Annotated in this window: 21 protein-coding genes and 1 pseudogene; 16 read left to right on the forward strand and 6 right to left on the reverse strand. The window is 50.1% G+C overall.

Features of this window, described 5'->3' with window-relative positions; translation table 11 throughout:
• Positions 1 to 7 precede the first annotated feature (7 nt).
• Positions 8 to 655: a nitrate/nitrite response regulator protein NarP gene (narP, locus tag AOY23_RS14745; protein WP_054179516.1), complete on the reverse strand. Its 648-nt coding sequence runs from the start codon at positions 653 to 655 to the stop codon at positions 8 to 10.
• A 509-nt stretch (positions 656 to 1164) separates the two neighbouring features.
• On the opposite strand from narP, the gene nrfA reads away from it, so the two are divergent.
• The 9 genes and pseudogenes from nrfA to AOY23_RS14790 all read left to right on the forward strand — a co-directional run bounded on the left by nrfA (position 1165) and on the right by AOY23_RS14790 (position 11263).
• The gene (nrfA, locus tag AOY23_RS14750) at positions 1165 to 2601 is read left to right on the forward strand and encodes an ammonia-forming nitrite reductase cytochrome c552 subunit (protein ID WP_054179517.1); all 1437 of its coding nucleotides are present in this window, start codon (positions 1165 to 1167) and stop codon (positions 2599 to 2601) included.
• 46 nt (positions 2602 to 2647) lie between these two features.
• A complete protein-coding gene (gene nrfB / locus AOY23_RS14755; RefSeq protein WP_054179518.1) occupies positions 2648 to 3214 on the forward strand; it encodes a cytochrome c nitrite reductase pentaheme subunit in 567 nt (188 codons plus the stop codon).
• Positions 3211 to 3882 carry a cytochrome c nitrite reductase Fe-S protein gene (gene nrfC / locus AOY23_RS14760; protein WP_054179519.1) on the forward strand — a complete coding sequence of 224 codons (672 nt, stop codon included), beginning with the start codon at positions 3211 to 3213 and terminating at the stop codon, positions 3880 to 3882. Before nrfB ends, nrfC begins: the two co-directional genes overlap by 4 nt.
• A complete protein-coding gene (gene nrfD, locus AOY23_RS14765) occupies positions 3879 to 4835 on the forward strand; it encodes a cytochrome c nitrite reductase subunit NrfD (protein ID WP_054179520.1) in 957 nt (318 codons plus the stop codon). The genes nrfC and nrfD overlap by 4 nt, the downstream gene beginning before the upstream one ends.
• Before the next feature lie 17 nt (positions 4836 to 4852).
• Positions 4853 to 7076, forward strand: a pseudogene (gene nrfF, locus AOY23_RS14770) (heme lyase NrfEFG subunit NrfF); the annotation flags it as partial.
• A 51-nt stretch (positions 7077 to 7127) separates the two neighbouring features.
• Positions 7128 to 7772: a heme lyase NrfEFG subunit NrfG gene (gene nrfG / locus AOY23_RS23155; protein ID WP_407830018.1), complete on the forward strand. Its 645-nt coding sequence runs from the start codon at positions 7128 to 7130 to the stop codon at positions 7770 to 7772.
• A gap of 117 nt (positions 7773 to 7889) precedes the next feature.
• Positions 7890 to 8600 (forward strand): ABC transporter ATP-binding protein, encoded by a 711-nt coding sequence (locus AOY23_RS14780; RefSeq protein WP_054179523.1) that lies wholly within the window; start codon positions 7890 to 7892, stop codon positions 8598 to 8600.
• A complete protein-coding gene (locus tag AOY23_RS14785; RefSeq protein WP_054179524.1) occupies positions 8597 to 9565 on the forward strand; it encodes an ABC transporter substrate-binding protein in 969 nt (322 codons plus the stop codon). The genes AOY23_RS14780 and AOY23_RS14785 overlap by 4 nt, the downstream gene beginning before the upstream one ends.
• Positions 9566 to 9601: 36 nt before the next feature.
• Entirely contained in the window at positions 9602 to 11263 is a 1662-nt protein-coding gene (locus tag AOY23_RS14790; protein WP_054179525.1) for an ABC transporter permease, read from the forward strand.
• Here AOY23_RS14790 and AOY23_RS14795 read toward each other — a convergent pair.
• The gene (locus AOY23_RS14795) at positions 11232 to 11747 is read right to left on the reverse strand and encodes a hypothetical protein (RefSeq protein ID WP_054179526.1); all 516 of its coding nucleotides are present in this window, start codon (positions 11745 to 11747) and stop codon (positions 11232 to 11234) included. The genes AOY23_RS14790 and AOY23_RS14795 overlap by 32 nt on opposite strands.
• A gap of 494 nt (positions 11748 to 12241) precedes the next feature.
• Here AOY23_RS14795 and AOY23_RS14800 point away from each other — a divergent pair, with 494 nt between their 5' ends.
• The 3 genes from AOY23_RS14800 (at position 12242) to AOY23_RS14810 (ending at position 13864) form a co-directional block, all read left to right on the forward strand.
• The gene (locus AOY23_RS14800; RefSeq protein WP_054179527.1) at positions 12242 to 13087 is read left to right on the forward strand and encodes a DUF6387 family protein; all 846 of its coding nucleotides are present in this window, start codon (positions 12242 to 12244) and stop codon (positions 13085 to 13087) included.
• 75 nt (positions 13088 to 13162) lie between these two features.
• Complete coding sequence (locus AOY23_RS14805) at positions 13163 to 13564, forward strand: H-NS family histone-like protein (protein ID WP_054179528.1); 402 nt, start codon at positions 13163 to 13165, stop codon at positions 13562 to 13564.
• Positions 13565 to 13651: 87 nt separating this feature from the next.
• The gene (locus AOY23_RS14810; protein ID WP_054179529.1) at positions 13652 to 13864 is read left to right on the forward strand and encodes a hypothetical protein; all 213 of its coding nucleotides are present in this window, start codon (positions 13652 to 13654) and stop codon (positions 13862 to 13864) included.
• Here the strand turns inward: AOY23_RS14810 and AOY23_RS22630 are convergent.
• On the reverse strand, positions 13857 to 14303 hold the full coding sequence (locus AOY23_RS22630; protein ID WP_152958564.1) for a hypothetical protein: 447 nt from the start codon (positions 14301 to 14303) through the stop codon (positions 13857 to 13859). The genes AOY23_RS14810 and AOY23_RS22630 overlap by 8 nt on opposite strands.
• A 587-nt stretch (positions 14304 to 14890) precedes the next feature.
• Between AOY23_RS22630 and AOY23_RS14815 the strand changes: the two genes are divergently transcribed.
• Positions 14891 to 15508: a hypothetical protein gene (locus AOY23_RS14815; RefSeq protein ID WP_054179530.1), complete on the forward strand. Its 618-nt coding sequence runs from the start codon at positions 14891 to 14893 to the stop codon at positions 15506 to 15508.
• A 432-nt stretch (positions 15509 to 15940) separates the two neighbouring features.
• Complete coding sequence (locus AOY23_RS14820) at positions 15941 to 16486, forward strand: type 4 pilus major pilin (protein WP_054179531.1); 546 nt, start codon at positions 15941 to 15943, stop codon at positions 16484 to 16486.
• Between the two features lie 630 nt (positions 16487 to 17116).
• Here AOY23_RS14820 and AOY23_RS14825 read toward each other — a convergent pair.
• Both AOY23_RS14825 and AOY23_RS14830 read right to left on the reverse strand, forming a co-directional pair.
• A complete protein-coding gene (locus tag AOY23_RS14825) occupies positions 17117 to 17806 on the reverse strand; it encodes a class I SAM-dependent methyltransferase (RefSeq protein ID WP_054179532.1) in 690 nt (229 codons plus the stop codon).
• Between the two features lie 14 nt (positions 17807 to 17820).
• Complete coding sequence (locus AOY23_RS14830; protein ID WP_054179533.1) at positions 17821 to 18198, reverse strand: DUF1360 domain-containing protein; 378 nt, start codon at positions 18196 to 18198, stop codon at positions 17821 to 17823.
• Positions 18199 to 18349: 151 nt separating this feature from the next.
• On the opposite strand from AOY23_RS14830, the gene AOY23_RS14835 reads away from it, so the two are divergent.
• On the forward strand, positions 18350 to 18808 hold the full coding sequence (locus AOY23_RS14835; protein WP_054179534.1) for an Rrf2 family transcriptional regulator: 459 nt from the start codon (positions 18350 to 18352) through the stop codon (positions 18806 to 18808).
• A 66-nt stretch (positions 18809 to 18874) separates the two neighbouring features.
• Here AOY23_RS14835 and AOY23_RS14840 read toward each other — a convergent pair whose 3' ends face one another.
• Positions 18875 to 19495: an NADPH-dependent F420 reductase gene (locus AOY23_RS14840; protein ID WP_054179535.1), complete on the reverse strand. Its 621-nt coding sequence runs from the start codon at positions 19493 to 19495 to the stop codon at positions 18875 to 18877.
• Between the two features lie 152 nt (positions 19496 to 19647).
• Here AOY23_RS14840 and AOY23_RS14845 point away from each other — a divergent pair, with 152 nt between their 5' ends.
• Entirely contained in the window at positions 19648 to 20100 is a 453-nt protein-coding gene (locus AOY23_RS14845) for a winged helix-turn-helix transcriptional regulator (protein WP_054179536.1), read from the forward strand.
• Positions 20101 to 20172: the final 72 nt, after the last annotated feature.

The following is a 20172-nucleotide window of genomic DNA, read 5'->3' on the forward strand; positions in this document are numbered from 1 at the left end:
GGAAGAACTACTGAATGCCGCGCGTTTGCAGGAACAGGATCGTCGCGGCAACCCTGGAACGCACGTTCAGTTTGCGCAGCAGGTTGCGGATATGCACTTTCACCGTCTGTTCGGAGATATCCAGCACCGACGCAATCTGTTTATTCGACAGGCCGCGCGCCAGTTCATGTAACACATCCAGCTCACGTTCGGTCAGCACGCTGAACGGATCGTTTGCTCCGCCTGCGCTCTCACGCTCCTGCAGATACGCGAATACGCGTTCGCTAAACGCATCGCCGCCGTTGGCGCTGTTACGGATAGAGTCCAGCAACTCTTCCGGCTCACCGTCTTTCAGTAAATAACCATCAGCGCCCGCGTCAATCATGGCGTAGATGTCGCTTGCCGCATCGGAAACGGTAAGAATAACGATTCGCGCTGTTACACCATCACGGCGCAGCGCTCTGAGCGTATCCAGCCCGCTCATTCTTCCCATATTGAGGTCAAGGAGGATCAGATCGAGATCGTTCTGGTTCGCAAGCTCGATGGCCGTCTGACCGTCGCCCGCTTCAGCAACAACGTTAAAAACACTGTCGAGTTCCAGTAACTGACGGATCCCTCGTCTCATCAGAGGGTGGTCGTCCACAATCATCACCTGAAAAGAGGTGGTCCCGGGCATAACAGACTCCATGGCGATAAAGTACCCCAAGGGTATTATTCATTATTGTTATTGCGTGTGTGATTTTCCAGATTCGCACTTTCGCGAAGAGATCAAATATTACCTTATTTATGCCAGGGTCAATAAGGGAAAAGGACTCAATGTTAATGCTATGTCGCAAAAATAAGAATTTAGAGAAATAGTGTCTGTGTGATTTCAGCAAGCTAACCCATCGTTTTTCGCAGAGAAAAAGCAGAAAACATAAATTCTATTAATAACAAATGGTTAAGTTAAGTTTATAAAAAGTACCAACAAAGGGTTTGCGGGTTTATTGATTTCAGTGCAGCGATCTAACCCTTAAGGTGTATTTAACATGCATTTACATTTGATTAAAAACAACATTATTGTTGTGGTTTTTTGTTACAGATAGAAATGAGCAATGTCATGACGGTTTTTGTGCGGTTGCTGTCATGGAAGAAAAATAACAGAGCTGCCATTTATCCCGGTGGCGTAATCTGGACGAGGCCCCTATGGCAAGGATAAAAATAAGCGCACGCCGTATTTTCAGCTTGATTCTCCCCCTCTGTTTTATCTTTAGCGCTAACGCTGAACCGACGGCTGCACCCGCGAAATCTGCACCCATTGAGGCAAAGAATGAAACCTTCGCCTCGAAAAACCCTGATCAGTACCAGTCCTGGAAAGCCACTAGCGAACAGTCAGATCGCGTTGACGCGCTGGCGGAAGATCCGCGACTGGTCATTCTCTGGGCGGGGTATCCCTTCTCCCGCGACTATAACAAACCTCGCGGCCATGCGTACGCCGTCACCGACGTACGTGAAACGCTGCGTACCGGTGCGCCGAAAAACGCAGAAGATGGCCCGCTGCCAATGGCCTGCTGGAGCTGTAAGAGCCCGGATGTGGCGCGTCTGATCCAGAAAGATGGCGAAGACGGTTACTTCCATGGCAAATGGGCGCGCGGCGGCCCGGAAATCGTCAATAACCTGGGCTGTGCCGACTGCCACAACACCGCGTCCCCTGACTTTGCGCAGGGTAAACCGGCGTTGACGCTGTCGCGTCCGTATGCCGCTCGCGCGATGGAAACCATCGGCAAGCCGTTTGAGAAAGCCAGCCGCTTCGATCAGCAATCGATGGTGTGTGCCCAGTGCCACGTTGAATATCACTTTGATGGCGCAAACAAAGCCGTGAAATTCCCGTGGGATGACGGCATGAAAGTCGAGGACATGGAGAAGTACTACGACGCCATTACCTTTGCTGACTGGGTAAACCCGCTGTCGAGAACCCCGATGCTGAAAGCGCAACACCCGGAGTATGAAACCTGGACCGTTGGCATCCACGGCAAAAACAATGTGACCTGTATCGACTGTCACATGCCGAAAGTGCAGAACGCCGAAGGCAAAACTTACACCAGCCACAAAATCGGCAATCCGTTCGATAACTTCGAGCAGACCTGCGTGAACTGCCATACCCAGGATAAAGCCACGCTGCAGGGCATTGTTGCCGAGCGTAAAGAAGCGATTCGCGTGCTGAAACTGAAAGTGGAAGATCAGATAGTCCGTGCTCACTTTGAAGCGAAAGCCGCATGGGATGCGGGCGCGAAAGAAGCAGACATGAAGCCGATTCTGGCGGATATCCGTCATGCGCAGTGGCGCTGGGACCTGGCTATCGCGTCTCACGGTATCCACATGCACGCGCCAGACGAAGGGCTGCGTATGCTCGGTGGCGCGCTGGATAAAGCCGCTGACGCACGTACCAAACTGGTTCGTCTGCTGGCCACCATGGGCATCACCCATGAAATCCCTATGCCGGATATCTCCACCAAAGAGAAAGCCCAGGCAGCGGTTGGCCTGAACATGCAGCAGATCAAAGCTGAAAAAGAGGACTTCCTGAAAACGGTTGTTCCGCAATGGGAAGAGCAGGCGCGTAAAAACGGTCTGTTAAGCCAATAACCCCCATCTCCGCCCCTTGCGGGGCGGATTGATCAATGGAGTGAATATGAGCGTACTACGTTCGTTATTAACTGCCGGGGTGCTGGCGTCAGGCCTGTTATGGAGCCTTTCCGGAATGTCCGAAACGCCAGCGCCACAGGATCCTGACCAGCGCTGGACGGTGACCCAGCAGCGCAATCCGGACGCCGCATGTCTTGACTGTCACAAACCCAATACTGAGGGGATGCACGGCAAACATGCGTCTGTCATTAACCCGGCTAATAAACTGCCCGTAACCTGTACCAACTGCCACGGTAAGCCATCGCCGAAACACCGTGAAGGTGTGAAAGATGTCATGCGTTTCAATGATCCGATGTACACGGTAGAGCAGCAGAATAGCGTCTGCATGTCCTGCCATTTACCGGAGAAGTTACAGGAAGCGTTCTGGCCTCACGATGTCCATGAGACAAAAGTGGCCTGCGCCAGTTGCCACCAGTTGCATCCACAACAGGACAAGATGCGGGCGTTGGATGATAAAGGGCGGATTAAATTGTGCGTCGATTGCCACAGCGATCAGCGTACCAATCCGCACTTTAATCCGGCGTCAGTGCCCCTGTTTAAGGAGCGGCCATGAGTTGCTCACGTCGCCAGCTAATCACCCGTATGGGCGCGCTGATTGCGATCAGCGGGGCGGCGGGGCAGATTGTGGCAAAAACGCTGAAGTTTAACGGAGTGCGTTACGGCATGATCCACGACGAGGCGTTGTGCATCGGCTGTACCGCGTGTATGGATGCCTGCCGGGAGGTGAATAACGTCCCGGAAGGCGTATCGCGGCTGACCATTATTCGCAGTGAGCCGATTGGCGAATTCCCGGACGTGAAATATCGGTTTTTCCGCCATTCGTGCCAGCACTGCGATCTTGCGCCTTGCGTAGATGTGTGCCCGACCGGCGCCTCTTACCGTGATGCGGCAAATGGTATCGTGGACGTGAATCCAGACCTTTGCGTGGGTTGCCAGTACTGTATCGCTGCGTGTCCGTACCGCGTTCGCTTTATCCACCCGGTCAGCAAGACGGCGGATAAATGCGATTTTTGCCGGAAGACCAATCTCAGACAGGGGAAACTGCCTGCCTGTGTGGAAGCCTGTCCGACGAAAGCGCTCACCTTTGGCAATCTGGACGATCCCAACAGCGAGATCTCTCGCCTGTTGCAGCAAAAAGCAACCTACCGCTTCAAGCTGGCGTTGGGAACGAAGCCGAAAGTCTATCGCGTACCGTTTAAATATGGAGAGGTGAGCCAATGACCCCCGCTTCTGCTTTCCATTTTGAGTCGCTGGTCTGGGACTGGCCGATCGCGATTTACCTGTTCCTGATCGGTATTTCCGCCGGGCTGGTGACGCTGGCTGTGCTTCTGCGCCGTTTTCATCCTTCCGAGGGCACCGCAGAAAGTTCGCTGATGCGCACCACGCTCTTCATAGCCCCAGCCACCATTATTCTTGGTCTGGTGATCCTCATCTTCCATCTGGCGCGGCCGTGGACATTCTGGAAACTGATGTTCAACTACAGCCTGACGTCGGTGATGTCGATGGGGGTACTGCTGTTTCAGGCCTACATGGCCGTGCTGATCCTCTGGCTGGCGGAAATTTTTGACCACGAGGTGGTCGCGCTGCAACGCAAGCATTTCCCGCGCCTGACGTTTGTTGAGAAGGTGCTGAAACTGCTGACGGCCATTCAACGACCGCTGGAAACGGTCATGCTGGTGCTGGCCGTGCTGCTGGGCGCCTATACCGGTTTTCTGTTGTCGGCGCTCAAGTCCTATCCGTTCCTGAATAACCCGGTGCTGCCGGTGCTGTTCCTGTTTTCTGGCATCTCCTCGGGGGCGGCAGTGGCGTTGATTGCGATGGCGTTTCGTCACCGCAATAACCCGCACAGTACGGAAGTCCACTTTCTTCACCGCGTCGAAAAACCGGTGTTCTGGCTGGAAGTCTTCCTGCTGGCGGCGTTTTTCGTCGGGCTGGCGCTCGGCGATGACGGCAAAATGCGGGCGCTGGTCGCCGCGCTGGGCGGCGGGTTCTGGACCTGGTGGTTCTGGATTGGCGTGGCGGGGATTGGTCTGGTAATACCGTTGTTGCTGAAGCGGTGGGCGACGCGCGATTCTGCGTTTGTGGGCGCGCTCATTGTCAGCGGCGCCAGTCTGACAGGCGTTCTGCTGCTGCGCTTCTACATTCTTTATGCAGGACAGTTAACAGTGGCGTAAGCCCGGCAAGGTGATTTCTGGAACTGTTTGTACCCGAAGCGGGTTTTCTGGCATTACTGCTTAGCCTCGGGGCCAGCCTGCTGACCCCGCTGGCGACGCTTACGGGTGTTCGCCAGCGCTGGCAGGGGATCACGCGCCTGGCGGTCGTCGGGGTGTGGTTACAGTTTGCGTTCCTGCTGCTGGCATTTGCGATACTGGTTCAGAGTTTCATCAGCGATAACTTCACGGTGGTCTATGTTGCTCAACATAGCCACCGTTTGTTGCCTCTGGGGCTTAAAATCGCTGCCGTGTGGGGCGGCCATGAAGGCTCCCTGTTGCTGTGGATTTTCTTCTTTTCCGGCTGGAGCGCGCTGTTCGCCTGGCGCTACCGGCAACAAACCGATCCGCTGTTCGCATGGACGCTGGCGCTCCTGTCGGTGCTGACCGCGTCGCTGTTGCTGTTTGTCGTCCTCTGGTCCGATCCTTTCGTTCGTTTGTTTCCGCCTGCCGTGGAAGGGCGCGACCTCAACCCGATGCTGCAACATATCGGGCTGATCCTGCATCCGCCGCTGCTCTATCTCGGCTATGGCGGGTTGACGGTGGCTGCTGCCGTGGCGCTGGCATCGTTGCTGCGTGGCGGATTCAGCGCGGCGGTCGCCTGGGTCTGCTGGCGCTGGGCGTTACCTGGCTGGTGCGCGCTGACGCTCGGTATTCTGCTCGGATCATGGTGGGCGTATTGCGAGCTGGGCTGGGGCGGCTGGTGGTTCTGGGATCCGGTAGAAAATGCCTCGCTGATGCCGTGGCTGTCAGCGAGCGCACTGTTGCACAGCTTGTTTGCGTCGCGTCAGCGGGGAATTTACCGCCACTGGTCGTTGCTGCTGGCGATACTGACCCTGATCCTGTCGCTGCTTGGCACGCTCATCGTCCGCTCGGGGATCCTGGTGTCGGTGCATGCGTTCGCGCTGGATAACGTGCGCGCGGTGCCGCTTTTTGCGCTGTTCGCGCTGTTAAGCCTGGGCTCGCTGTTGCTGTATGGCTGGCGGGCGCGGATGGAGCGCCCGGCGGCGCGCTATACCGCCTGGTCGCGGGAAACCTTTCTTCTGGCGTCGTTGCTGCTTTTCGCCGCAGTGCTGCTGATTGTGCTGATCGGCACGCTCTACCCAATGCTTTATGGCCTGGCCGGTGGCGGAAGACTCTCCGTCGGCGCCCCCTATTTTAACCTCGCCACGCTGCCGTTTGGCCTGCTGATGCTGTTAACGCTCGGCCTGGCCGCCGGTGGTTTCTGGAAACGTTCACCGCATGGCAACTGGCGTCGCAGGGCGGGTATTATCATTATTGCGCTGGCGGCGGTCGCGCTTTGCAGTTCACTGGGGATGCGGGTGGCGCTGCCCTGTGGGCTGGTTGCCGGGGTGATGGCGTCGCTGTGGTGGCAACCCCTGTCCCTGCTGAAGCGCCAGTTGCCCGCGCTGCTGGCACATACCGGCGTGCTGTTAGTCGCGGCAGGCATTATCTTCTCCAGCGGCAGCCGCCAGGAAATCAGCGTCAATCTCGCCCTGAAGCAGAGCGTGACGCTGGCCGGTTATACGTTCCGTTTCGAACGGCTGGAACAACTGGCGAAGGAAAATTACACCACCGAAAAAGCGTTTATCGACATTTACCGGAATGATAAACGTCTCGGCACGTTGACCCCGGAACGCCGCTACTATTCCGCACGTCGTCAGCAGATGGTTGAGCCATCCATCAACTGGGATTTGCTGCATGACCGGTATGTGGTGATCGGCGAAAAAACCGGAGAGAATCGTTTTGCCATGCGCTTTTATGTGCAGACGGGCATCCGCTGGATCTGGGGCGGTGGTCTGCTGATGATCGCGGGTGCGCTGTTGAGCGGCTGGCGCGGGAGACGATGCCATGATTAGAGTTTTCCTCTTTCTGTTAGCGCTGTGGATGGCAGGCGTCGCGCAGGCGCAGATTGTCGATACCTGGACGTTTGCCAGCGCGCAACAGCAGGAGACGTCGCTCAGCATTGCCCGTCAGCTCCGCTGCCCACAATGTCAGAACCAGAACTTACTGGAATCCAACGCGCCGGTGGCGGTCAGCATGCGTCATCAGGTGTTTACCATGGTGGCGGAAGGGAAGAGCGAAGCGGAGATCACCCGCTGGATGACGCAGCGCTACGGCGATTTTGTCCTCTACAGCCCGCCGTTAAAACCGCAGACGTGGATCTTATGGGGCCTGCCGGTGCTGTTGATCCTGTTGCTGGGCGGTATTTTCCGCAAGGCTGCCCGGGCGTTACCGGGCACGGTGGGCGACACGCTGGCTCACGAACTGCAACAGGATCTGCGGGGATCTCAGGCGACTCAGGCGACGCATAGTCCGGTGCCGGTACGTCTGCTGCGTGCCGCCGCGGTGCTGGTGATGCTGGCGTGCCTGACGGTCTACGGGCTGTCATCGCGACCGGCTGCCGTGATGGCCGAACAGCAGCGTCTTGCCGATCCACTGCGCGCATTTGCCACCGAACGAGAGCCCGAAAAACAGCTCATCGCCCTGCAGGACAAAATTCGCGCCACGCCGCAGGACAGTGCTCTGTGGGCGACGCTTGGCGAGTATTACCTTTATCGCAATGCGTTTGACAACGCTTTGCTGGCCTATCAGCGGGCGCTGGCCCTGCGCGGTGAAAATGCGGAACTCTACGCGGCGATGGCGACGGTGCTTTACTATCAGGCAGGGCAGAACATCACGCCTGAGACCCGCAAGATGATCGACCATGCGCTGGCGCTGGATGCCGGTGAAGTCACCGCGCTGATGTTACTGGCTTCCGACGCGTTCATGACCGCCGACTACAAACAGGCGATCGCCCTCTGGCAGCAGTTGCTGGATGCCAACAGTCCGCGCATCGACCGGGCTAAACTGATTGAAGCCATCAATCTGGCGACCATGCTCAAAAACCAGCAGCAATAACTTCCCCGCGTTTCCTTATCAAAAATCTTCTGAAATCAGGGCATAACCACGCTGTCATTGCACCGTCATAAACGCAGCCTACAGTGGCGGTCATTAAATCCCAAAGAGGATAACAATATGTTGGCTCCCCTGGTGTTCACTGCCATTGATCTCAAAGGCGTCTCCTATGCCTTTGGTCAGCACCGCGTTTTGCATGATATCGATCTGCACATAGATGCCGGTAGCGTTGTCGCGCTGCTTGGCCCGTCAGGTTGCGGCAAAAGCACGCTGTTGCGTCTGCTGGCCGGACTGACGCCTCCCGAAGCCGGTGAAATCCATTTTGGTGAACGTCTGGTCGCTAAAGCGGGGTGGTCGTTGCCGCCCGAAGCGCGCGATATCGGCATGGTTTTCCAGGATTACGCGCTGTGGCCGCACATGACTGTCGCTCAGAACGTGGCGTTTCCTCTGAAGATGCGCAATGTTCCGCGCCACGAACGAGACGCACGCGTGGCGCAGGCGCTGACGCGGGTCGGGCTGGCTGAATTCCTCGATCGTAAACCGTCAGGGTTATCCGGCGGTCAGCAGCAGCGTGTGGCGCTGGCACGCGCCATCGTTGCCGAACCCCGCGTGCTGCTGTTCGATGAACCGCTCTCGAATCTCGACAGTGAACTTCGTGAATCGCTGTGTCTCGAGATGGCCGGATTACTGCGCCAGCTCGGCACCACTGCCGTCTATGTCACTCATGACCGCCGGGAAGCGGAAATTCTCGCTGACCGGATTGTGCATTTATCGGCTGGCAGCGTCGCTGTTGACCGTCTTGTTACTTCATCCTCAGGGGAGTTCGCATGAAAACCGTAATGTCCGTGAAAAAAGGAGTGCTGTTAGCGATGGTGTTGTCTTCCGTCATGATGTCCAGCGCCCAGGCGCTGACCGTGTACACGGCGGGTCCTGGCTCGCTGGCGAAAAATCTGGCGACCGGGTTTGAGAAAAAAACCGGCGTGAAGGTCAATATTTTCCAGGCGACCACCGGCAAAGTGATGGCGCGTCTGGAGGCCGAGCAGGCCAATCCGCAGGCCGATATTCTGATTTCCGCCTCTGTGGATACCGCGGAAGATCTGCATAACCGCGGCTGGCTGCTGCCGTATCAGAGCGCCAATGCTGACAAGGTTCCGGCGCAACTGAAATCAGTGGATTACGTCGCCCAGGGCGTATCGGCGCTGGGCATCGTATGGAACACCAAAAGCGGGACGCCGGAGCCGAAAGAGTGGCAGGATCTGACCACCGCGGCGTTTAAAGACAAAGTCACGACGCCGGATCCGTCGCTGTCCGGCGCATCACTGGATCTGCTGATTGGCCTGCAAAACGGTATGGGCGATAAAGCCTGGACGCTGTTCGATGCGCTGAAAAAGAACGGCATGGTGGTGAGTGGCCCGAACGCGCAGGCGGTGACGCCGGTGATGCAGGGTGCGAAAGCAGCGGTCTTTGGCGCGGTGGATTATGTCTCCTATGGCAACATCAGCCAGGGCGAGTCGCTGAAAGTGATTTTCCCGGCCAGCGGTACGGTCATTGCGCCGCGCCCGATGATGATCCTCAAATCCACACAGCACAGCGATGATGCCAAAGCGTTTGTTGACTATGTGCTGTCGCCGGAAGGCCAGACCATGGTGGCTGACGCCTGGCTGATGCCTGCCCGCAGTGATGTCCCGGCCAAACGCCCGCTGTTCAATGAGCTGAATGTCCTGCCGACCAAGAGCGATGGCACCAGCGAGCGCGGCGACGTTCTTAAACGCTTCAGCGCGCTTTTCACCTTATAACGATAACGGGGGCAACCCCGTTTTCAGGGTTACTCCGTGAAACAGAAAATCCTTTCTGCGACGACGCTGGCGCTGCTGGTGGTTCTGGTGGCGCTCCCGCTGTCGTTTATTGTGCTGCAGGCGGTGTTTCCGCAATTCAGCGCCGGGTCGTTTGCCCGTGCGTTCAGTGGCGTTTCCGCGTTGCTGGCGGAGCCGCAACTGCCGGGCATGCTCGGCGGAACCTTACAGATTGCGCTCGGCGTGGCGCTGGTCAGCGCGTTGATTGGCTTTCCGCTGGGCGTCGCGCGGGGGCTGTTTACGCTACCATGCCCGCGACTGTGGGATCTGCTTTTTCTGATCCCGTTCCTGACGCCGCCCTACATCGCGGCGCTCTCCTGGATGCTGGTGTTGCAGCGCAGAGGTTATCTCGAGCAATTAACCGGTCTCGACCTGAATGATCTGCTGTTCAGCAAAACCGGCATTGTGCTGGTGATGGCGCTGAACATTTTCCCGGTGGTTTATTTCGCGGTGTCGCGCAGCCTGCTGGCCAGCGGGCAACGTCTGGCGCTGGTCGCCCGCGTCCACGGCGCCAGCGCGTGGCGGGCATTCTGGCATATCACGCTACCAATGGTTTCTCCGGCGCTGGCGGCGGGAATGCTGCTCGCCTTTACGCTGGCGATTGAAGAGTTTGGCGTTCCTGCGGCGCTGGGAACGCGTTCCGGCGTGGTGATGCTGACCACCGGCATTGAGAAAAAGCTCGCCGACTGGCCCATCGATCTCTCCGGCGCGTCGTTGCTTTCCGTGGTGCTGGTCGTGATCGCGCTTTGTGCCTGGTGGCTGCAACGCGCGCTGACCGGCAATAAAGACGTCACCAGCATTACCGGTAAGCCCACGGAGAACAGTGGGGCGGAGCCGGGTCTGCTGGCAATCCCGATGGTCATTCTGATGTCCGTCGTCGGGTTGCTGGCGGTCGTGTTGCCTGGCGCGTCGATGGCCTTGTCCGGCGTGTTGTCGACGCTGTCAGGCGGCGTGGCGCTGGAGAATATGACCGGGTCGCATTATGCGGCGCTGTTCAGCCAGCAGGGTGATGCGCTGTCGGCGTTAGGCACCAGCCTGTCGCTGGCGCTGGGTGCCGCCTGTATCACCGGGCTGGTGGGGCTGCTCGCCTCATGGCTGGTGGTGGTGCAGAAGATAAAAGGGCATGCGGTGATCGACGCGCTGTCACTGATCCCGGCGGCGCTGCCCGGTATTGTGGTTGGCGTGGGGCTGATCCTGCTCTGGAACCGCGCGTTCTGGCCCATTTCGCCCTATAACAGCTGGGTTATTCTGCTGCTCTCTTATTGTTGCCTGTTGCTGCCGTGGCCGGTGCGTTACATCGGCAGCGCACTGCGCCAGCTTGGCGGTAGCCTGGAGCCCGCCGCGCGCGTGCATGGCGCCTCGCCATTTCAGGCGTTGCGTTTTATCGTGCTGCCGCTGGTGTTTCCCGCCATGCTCGCCGCCATGTTAATGGTGTTTGCGATAGCCTCCCGCGAACTGGTGACCTCACTGTTGCTGGCACCTGCCGGTACGCAGACGGTGTCGGTATTTATCTGGCGACAGTTTGAACAGGGTTCGGTCGGGCAGGGGATGGCGATGGCAACGCTGACGCTGGTGACAGGGCTGGTTCTGATGCTGACAGCGCTGGGCATTATGCAGCGCGGGGGGCGAGGGGAGCGGTAAAAAAAATCAGGTTGCCGGGCAACGTCGTCAGCGTGCTGGCAGGCATGAAGTTAAGGGTTGCGTCTTTCAGCGCCAGGGTGGTCAGCGTCGAGCCATACCGGCCAGCAATAGAGTACAGCGTACCGGCGACAGAGTCATAAGACAGTTTGTCACCTAAAATGACATCCCCGGTAAATTTAGCATCAGCCTGATAGAGCATATATGCGTCTTTACCGCCTTCGGATTTGATGGTGATGTTATTAACGATAGTGTCAGCATCCCATTGAACCGGAGTCGTATCTTCATTCAGGTTCAGGCTGAAAAAGCCCCACAGCGTGGCATCACTACCACCTGACAATTTAATGGTGGCGTCGTTAATACGGTGTTTCGATGTTGTGAGTTGATTCTTACCCCACAAATAGATCCCACGAACGATATCGTTACCTGAAACATCGATAGCAATTTTCTTCGGTCTGAATCCTGATGTGCTCGATACTTTCTTCATAAATAAAACTCTGTTCGCATAACATTGTAGGTTCAGAATATTTTATCATGCGGGTATTTATCTAACGAATGAAATGCTCTTGGCTTATTTTCATGAGAGAATAAGCTGTGGAATAATTTTATATAAAGAATAATGACTAATGTGAGAGGTTTTTTTTCTGATTCTTATCGGGATTGTGAGGTTTCTTAAATGTGAAATAAGAGAAAAAAATAAATAAGAACGAAAAAGGCCCGCCACTCGTCAAACGTATGGCACCGACAGACAGAGACAAAGAAAATGCGCTTCTGGCGTCCCCTGCAGGAATCGAAAGTATAAATAACTTCATGATTTAATGAGTAAATTTTATTGATACTCATGTTTATTCCAACATTTATACCAACAAATAAATAAAGACTTTTCAACCGCATGTAGAAAGTCTTAGAACTTGCATATATCGAGCGAGTCTGACAAGTTCTACACTGACAGATTATGGTCTTTTGTTGGAGTGTACGCCTATGAAAAATTGGTCTCCTGAACATACGAAAGAGATCAAGTCTTGGCTTGATATCGATACTTACCGCAAATTCGAAGGGCTGACATTGATAAGGTTCTACCATGAGCTATGGGCGAGGACACTGTTCTTCAAAAGCGACAGAGAGGATTTTGAGAGCAAAGCCTTTATGGAATATCTTGTTAGAATTTTTAGTGGTAATCCCTTTTTGGTGAAAGAAGAAAACCTTGAGTACATGACTCCTGCCAACAGTTTGTTCCAGCCTCCACATTTATTACTGACTACGACAGATGATATTGCCAGGCTGAGCATTCTCGCCATGCAGAGAGGAATGTTTTTCTGGAATGGTGGTGATGAATATGCGGTAAGTAAAGAATTTGAAGAAAAACCAGTCTCAGAGAGTATGCCTGATCAGTTCAGCCGAACGGTTATGTTTGAGATAGATCTATCTAGTGGTACGGATGAGGAAATCGCTGAATCACTCAAAGCAGCGCTTCCGCAGTGGCGAAGAATAAAGGGTATTGAAGAAAATCCTTTAGAGTCGGTTCGTTTTGGATATGGAACGATCAAGAAGCTTATCAACTACAGAATCATTCCGATGCTTGATATCCTCGTCTGGGCAAAAATCAAAAAGGTACGTATAGCTGATGACAGGCTGTCTCGATTACTATACACAGACGACGATGATGAAAGTGAAACAAGGTTACATTATCAAATCAAAGATACCGACAGACCTCTTGCTCTTAAAGTTTCGACGATAGATTTCATCAGGCAGTTTCATTTCTTCATAAACAAGAATAGTCATTTGAAAGAAATGAGAGTTTCTGATGTGCTAAAGTTAACCGATTAAGGTATAATCTCTTGCATTTCATTATGAAAGCTATTATGAAGGTTTCGTACTACTAACCACCAGGATGAACTACAAATGAGTGAAGCTATCAAAATATTAAACAACATTCGCACACTGCGTGCTCAGGCTCGTGAATTAGGCTTAGAAGCCCTCGAAGATATACTGGAGAAGCTTACGTCGATTGTAGAAGAGCGCCGTGAAGAAGAAGTCTCACTCCATAAGGAACAAGAAGAAAAACAGGCTAAACTAGAAGCATTCCGCAAAAAACTACAGGAAGAGGGTATTGATCCTGCTGAATTGGTTGGTTCACTTAAAACTCATAAAGAAGGGAAAACCACCAGGGCTCCTCGACCTGCAAAGTATAAATATACTGATCTTGACGGTAGTGAAAAAACATGGACCGGACAGGGCCGTACACCAAAGCCGATTGCTAATGCCATCGAAGCAGGTAAGAAGCTCGAAGATTTTGAAATCTGATTATCCAGGTTGCTACATGATGCTTATCACCTAATATCGTTATGTAGCAACATCCTGTGATAATTCTGTTAATCAAAGGAGCTTCCAATGAAAAATGTTTTTGGGTCAAAATCCACAGGTGCATTTTTCAGTAAAAATATGTATGAAGTCGTTGAATTTAAAGATAAAGATGGTATTCCTTTTTTCAGAATTTGTCATAAAGGGACAACAAATCCAGTTGAATTAACAGATATATATTATGTTTTGGAAAAGGCTGAGGCAGATTGTCTTAAATTGAATCTGGGCTACACTATTATTTAATAATGGTTATTTTCACTAACGGGCAACCTGGGTTTTTACTTGCGTTATAATTGTATTGCCTTCTCATTGCATTAAATTCGATGCGGGAAGTTATTATATCAATGTTGTTGCAAACATAAAAATATAAAGCTCCAGGTTCTGCACCTTTTGCTTCTGGTATGTATCCATGTTGTGGTGAAACGCCATCTGGCCACTCGCAATCTGTATCAACAATAAACTTACCTTCATTTATTGTTTCCACTTTCAGTAGTGTATTCTCGCGGATATCTGATAAAATAGGGCAACACACTGTATGCTCATATACTTGACCATCTTCAATGATAAAATATTTTTTTACAGGTGCCGTCAAACGTTGATTATAATAATTTAAATGATTATAGCCACCCATTTTTTTAGCTTCCTCAGACCATTCGTATATTATGTTTATTTCCAATTTCATATATTTATTCCTCCGCTCTGTTTATGATTTGTAAGGTGGCCATTGAATTTTGATGTTGTTTTTTATATAGAATCACCGATTGCTCATAATGCTGTTTCCTGATAAATTGAATTACCCTAAATGTTTTTATTTACTATGTGTGTAATAATAAGGTTTTTGTATATATAGTCAAATTATAAAATGGAATTATATTGTTTTCTTAAATGTCACCAGATGAACGGTTAACTTAGTTATTCTGTATGTCGCGTATTTATCTATATTTATTTGTGTTGAAATTTATTACGACTACACTGATCAGCCAGATTGATGATGTCTTGTTCGGGGCATTCGGTTAGAAGATTTTCATCTAGTACAGCGACAAAGTCCCTTGAAGATCTGTGTAAACTACTCTGAATGGTTAATGCACATTGTTTAAACGAGTGAGTATGTTAGTGGCATTTATGTGTGTATCACAGACGAGTTTAAAACCAGAGATGTTGCAGTAAAGCACAAAAGTAAGTGATAAGGTTGAATTTTGGCAGGTTGCTTTGTAATATTTTGTAATGACTTCCAAAATCGCATCGTCGAACGATACAGGTTCATACAGTATGGCTAATCAAAAGAAACCAACCGGTATTAGTGCATCCATCCGAATAACTTCATCGGGAGTACACCGCGAAGTGGCTGAGTTTCCGCAATCGAAAAACGAGATCGAGCGCTTAATGGCGGAAGCTTTCTGTGCCGGTAAACCAACTCTTAATCCACAGATAGCACATTATGGAAATCTCACGAACCTGACTTCGCAACCTGAAAATAGCCTGGATTTTAGGATTACAACGGCATATGGAGACAAGTGGCTCGAACTAGCCGAGTTTGCACCATTAGCTCTTTTCCATGGTAGGTATGAAAATGTGCCGATTGAATGGGATATCAGTGAAATACGGGACTTATTCCTGAGTCTTATCAAGGAGAAGGGAAACAAAGGGTATGGTGAGGGAGTGATTCTGTTGATCTATAAGACACATAATTCGTTGTATGTTCCTCCACCAATACTCCGGTGTGTTACAAAGGAATTAGCAGACCACCCACCTCCATTTGAGGCTATATACTTTATTTCGGCACATTCTGTTGAACACTCGATGACCAGACAGATATGGCCAGAAGATCTTAAGAATCAGGGACCAACGTTCCATTCTGGTACGGCAATTATAGGTATTGAACAGTAATTTTATTTATAGCCATAATTCGTTACGTTAGGTATTTAAAAAATAAATACCTTTCTTTTATTAACTAGGTTTTATTTTATTTTTTTTACCATGAGTGACGATGCTTTACGGTTGGGATCGGGAGAACAAAATATTTAGTCCATTTTTCATATCCCCACATTTCCTGCAACCAGTAAAGATTGACTTTCGTGTTGTGCTTTCTGTTTTTATCAGCAGATGGGGAAACAAATTATTTAATCACTCTATAAATAGATGTCCTTCTGAATTGCTCCACGAAAACATGTCTTATTCATTTACGGTTAAATAAGACTGGTTTTGAAAATTAGTCAGTGAATTTGATAGAATTTAATACATAAGGTTGACCTTCGGTTTGACATTAATACATAGGATTAGTATTTAAATATAAAGTTGAAATTAAAAGGAAAATATGGAATGAATGTAAATAAGAAAGGTTTTACTATTATTGAAATTATCCTGATCTTCATTGTCGTAACAACTATCCTGATGTCTGTATTCATCATTTACCCTAAAATCCAAATGACTCAAAGACTGAAAACCGCTTCTGGTAGTTTGTCATTGATAAAAAATGCGATAGACATAAATAACTCAGTATCAAGTAATCTGACGTGGCTTACCACTGAAAATATAATTAAAATGAAGGTTCTTCCACCTTCTATGATTAGAGATAATAAGATAATTAATCCATGGGGTGGGGAGATAGAAGTAAGCACATTGTTACATCAATATTTTCTGATAGAGTATTCGCATGTTCCTGTATCGGATTGTGTGAAGTTTATATCTTCAGTTTCCTCCGTTAATGATAATGTCTATCAAGTAAGAGGAAGTCGATGGAATATAAAAATTGATAAAAATAATAATACAGATCTTTATAATGAGTTTTGCACTTATTCATTGAATTTAGACAATGGTGGTGAAACCATTTCATTCGCCTTTTCTGATTTTGATGGTGAACAGTAGCAATATATAAAATGACTATTGTGATTTAGTACGGGGTGGAGTATCTCTTAATTGTTTTTGTTCAGTCCTGCTATAGTGCAGGTTGTCATACTTTTGCTTGTAAACCAAAGAGAAGTGTGACGTTCAGACGCCAATTTTTGTTTTTTCTGTATTCTGTAAGTAAAAGTAGCTATCTGCGGTGGTGCGCGGGTGTGAGGATAACGCTATGGGAATAAATGAATGACGGGTCGTGATAGCTTAAGGCGCAGGAGTAACAGTAGCGCAAAAATTAGTACAGCCAGCGCTGACAACAAACCCGGAACATGTGCCGGGAATACACATTATCCGCATGCCTCTGTATGATCACCTTGCATCTGCACTGGTTTCTGCCAGACATGATAAGCACTCATCACCGGCGTATGGTGATGCATCATGCCGCATCATCTTCATTGTGTTTTTTTGCAGGAGGATTGAGAGCAGTGGGGCAATGGCAATCAGAGCAACAACGAACAGCGCTAACTATGCCGCGATCTGTTTGCTACGAGTGCGATGAAAATAATTCTTGCCAATGCATCCCCAACTATATGATTTATGGTGAAGCGGTTAATGATTTAGATATCATCAAACTGAATTCCTTAGAAATAAAAGGACTCATTTTTTCGCTACCCAAGCATGAATCAATAGTGATTGAAAAAAATGATATGGTGGCAAAAAACCAGCATTAATAATTAATTTTTCAGTTTTTTCTGGTGGCAACAGAAGCAACCTTTTCTTTAGTAGGTTTCTGAGATCATCTAGTGTTGGCATGTTTGGGTTGGAAATTGCCTGCATAATAGCCCAATTGGCCAATTGTTCGTCAAAATTATCAGCGTCTATATTTCCCGCGATTTCAGCAACAACCAGTCTTCCGGGCGTTCTTAATCGTGCCGCCATTTGATGATAGATGCCGCCACGATCATTTAACTGAATAAAATGGGTCACCAGCAGGCATATGATTGCATCATAAACCTTGGTATCCGGTACATTCTCTAGATATCCTTCTATTAAAGTGCAACGATGTTTGATCTCAGCTTGCTCCAACTTACTGGCGCATACTTCCAACATATCAGGTGAGGGATCTATACCAGTGAAGCGCCAGTCAGGGTTCATGCTAGCGAGGTAAATGATTTCGGTACCAGTTCCCACACCGACGCAAAGTATATGTGCGTCAATGGGCAGATCACTTAATAATAATGTGATCAAAAAATGCAGATTGCCGTTAATCGCACTGAAACGTGAATTGCTGGCATCATACCGGTGGGAAAATTCGCTGTTGAAAATGTCATTGGTATCCGTATTCATATATGTCCTGCCATTTACTTATGCGGATTCAGTATTTGTTGCGCTTCATGTTTCATCATATGGGTACGAATAGCAGCCTGAAAAACTTTAAACAATAAACCATTAATAAATGTGGTAATGGTGAGTACGGCAAAAGCAGTCGTCAACCAGTCGATCAGGCCGATGCCACTTTTCAAAAGAGATGGGTGGTAGATCAACATACCACCCGCAACCATCCAATGGCTCATGCAGTAAAAGCAACTGAACAGATGTCCCAACAGGTCATTTATTCTGGTCGCCCATGCCCGCAGTGTTGTGAAAAGTTCGGTTTGGGTAATCGTCATAGCCAGGCTGGCTGATGCAAGAGCAATCATCAAGCATGTTGAAAGATTCGAAGATAAGACGGAGGTCATTATTGATTCCTTATATGTCATGGGTTCGATTTTTCCGCACACGCAATAATGCGGTCTCTTCATGTAACTTATAAAATCACATGATATTTATCATTGTCAATATCATGTATCATTGTAAGATACAAAAGTGTGATTGAAGAGAAGGGGTGATATGCGCCAGGACAACAAGCTTTCCCGCACATTGCATGTTTTACTGCACATGGCGCGGCACGATAAAGTGTACACTTCGGAACAAATCGCCAAGATGCTTGGAACGAATAGTGCTGTAGTAAGACGCACTCTTGCTGGTTTGCGCGAGGTTGGTTTTGTCTCAGCGGTAAAAGGCCATCACGGCGGATGGCGCATTGCTGTTGCTCTGCGTGATGTCAGCCTGCTTGATATCTATCGCGCGGTAGGGGGTAAGCAGCTTTTTGCCATCGGAGGAGGGGATGAAAACCCAGAATGTGCTGTAGAAGCTGCGGTAAACAGGGCTTTGGGTAATGTGTTGGATGAGGCTGAACAGGCTCTACTGTCACGTTTTTCTGAAATTAGCCTGGAAGACTTGAGAGTATATTTCGAAAGCCATTTTCCTGAAGAGCTTGAACCAACTATTTGTATCGTTAATTCATGATAATTACGTTGGTTTTGTCTCCAGTCAAGGCAGTGGGAATCCATTCCCGACCAACATGGCTTCCGCTTAATCTACAGCCGGAAGGATAAACCGATCATTGAAGGTAAGGTTGACCCCGACGAGTGGTCCGCCCGTTTGTTGAAGTCGGCCACCCTCTGCCAGAGAGCCTAAATCGAGGCTATAGAAACCTAGTTCCTCAATAAACTTGCTTACCAGATTTTTGGCAACGACATCATCACCGGACACGAAGAACGCAGTCTTAGGCTTTGACGATGAAAAATCCGAGAGCCAGGACGCAGGAACGGTATTGAATGCTTTAACAACTTTCGCCCCTGGCGCAAGGTCTGCCACTATCTCACTTGATGTCCGACCTGTTATATCACCCAGAGCCAAAGGCTCAATACTTGCAACCCGGTTGGTGGTATCCACGAGCACACGACCCTTCCAGTCACCAACTTCAAACAGAGCAGACTGCACATTCCACCACTTAACGGCAAGAATGACGAGTTCCTGTGCGGCGGCCTCTTTAACCGTACCAGCAGAAACTCCGGGGCCTAATTCGCTCACCAGTGGGGTAAGAGACTCTGGTCCGCGAGAGTTGCTGAGTACAATCTGGTGTCCTGCCAGCGTGGCGTGTTTAGCGAGTGTCTGGGCGACAGGACCGGCGCCAATAAAGCCGATTTTCATTTCAAACTCCTTATTGATACGGAACTGACTATTCATGAGCAGCCAGCGTGACCATTTCTCATGTTCGAGTCATGCTGGTTATGTTACTTGTTTTTTGCAAGTGAACTATAGAAATTTTACTTGCTTAATGCAAGCTATGTTAAACTCAACTTATGAAAACAGCATGTAATGAAAACCTGCGCTCCCATTGCGCAGTGAACTTTGGTGTAGAAATCTTCGGTGACCGGTGGTCGCTTTTGATCATTCGCGACATTGTTTTTGCAGGTAAAAAAACCTACGGCGAGTTTCTTAAGTCAGAAGAGGGGATAGCGACCAATGTGCTTGCTTCCCGGCTTTCTTCTCTTGAAAAAGAAGGCATTATACGGAAGACACCCAGTCCCAACGACGGACGCAAGGACTTCTATGTTCTGACCGAAAAAGGTCTGGATCTGATTCCTGTTGTCCTTAACATCGTCCTCTGGAGTGCTAAGTACGATTTGAAATCGTATGTCCACCATAGTAAGGCGTTCATTGATCGATTACGTAGCAACCCCATACGGGTAGGAAAAGAAGTAAAAGAGCTCATTCGCAATGGTGGATGCTTGTTTCCTGAGAGCAAGAAATAAGCTCGTCCGGTCTATCTCCAATATGGTTTGAGATGTCCACCTGATAAAAATTGAGGTGGACGGGACAGATGT

The sequence above is a fragment of the Trabulsiella odontotermitis genome (genome assembly GCF_001297775.1).
Taxonomy (GTDB): domain Bacteria; phylum Pseudomonadota; class Gammaproteobacteria; order Enterobacterales; family Enterobacteriaceae; genus Trabulsiella; species Trabulsiella odontotermitis.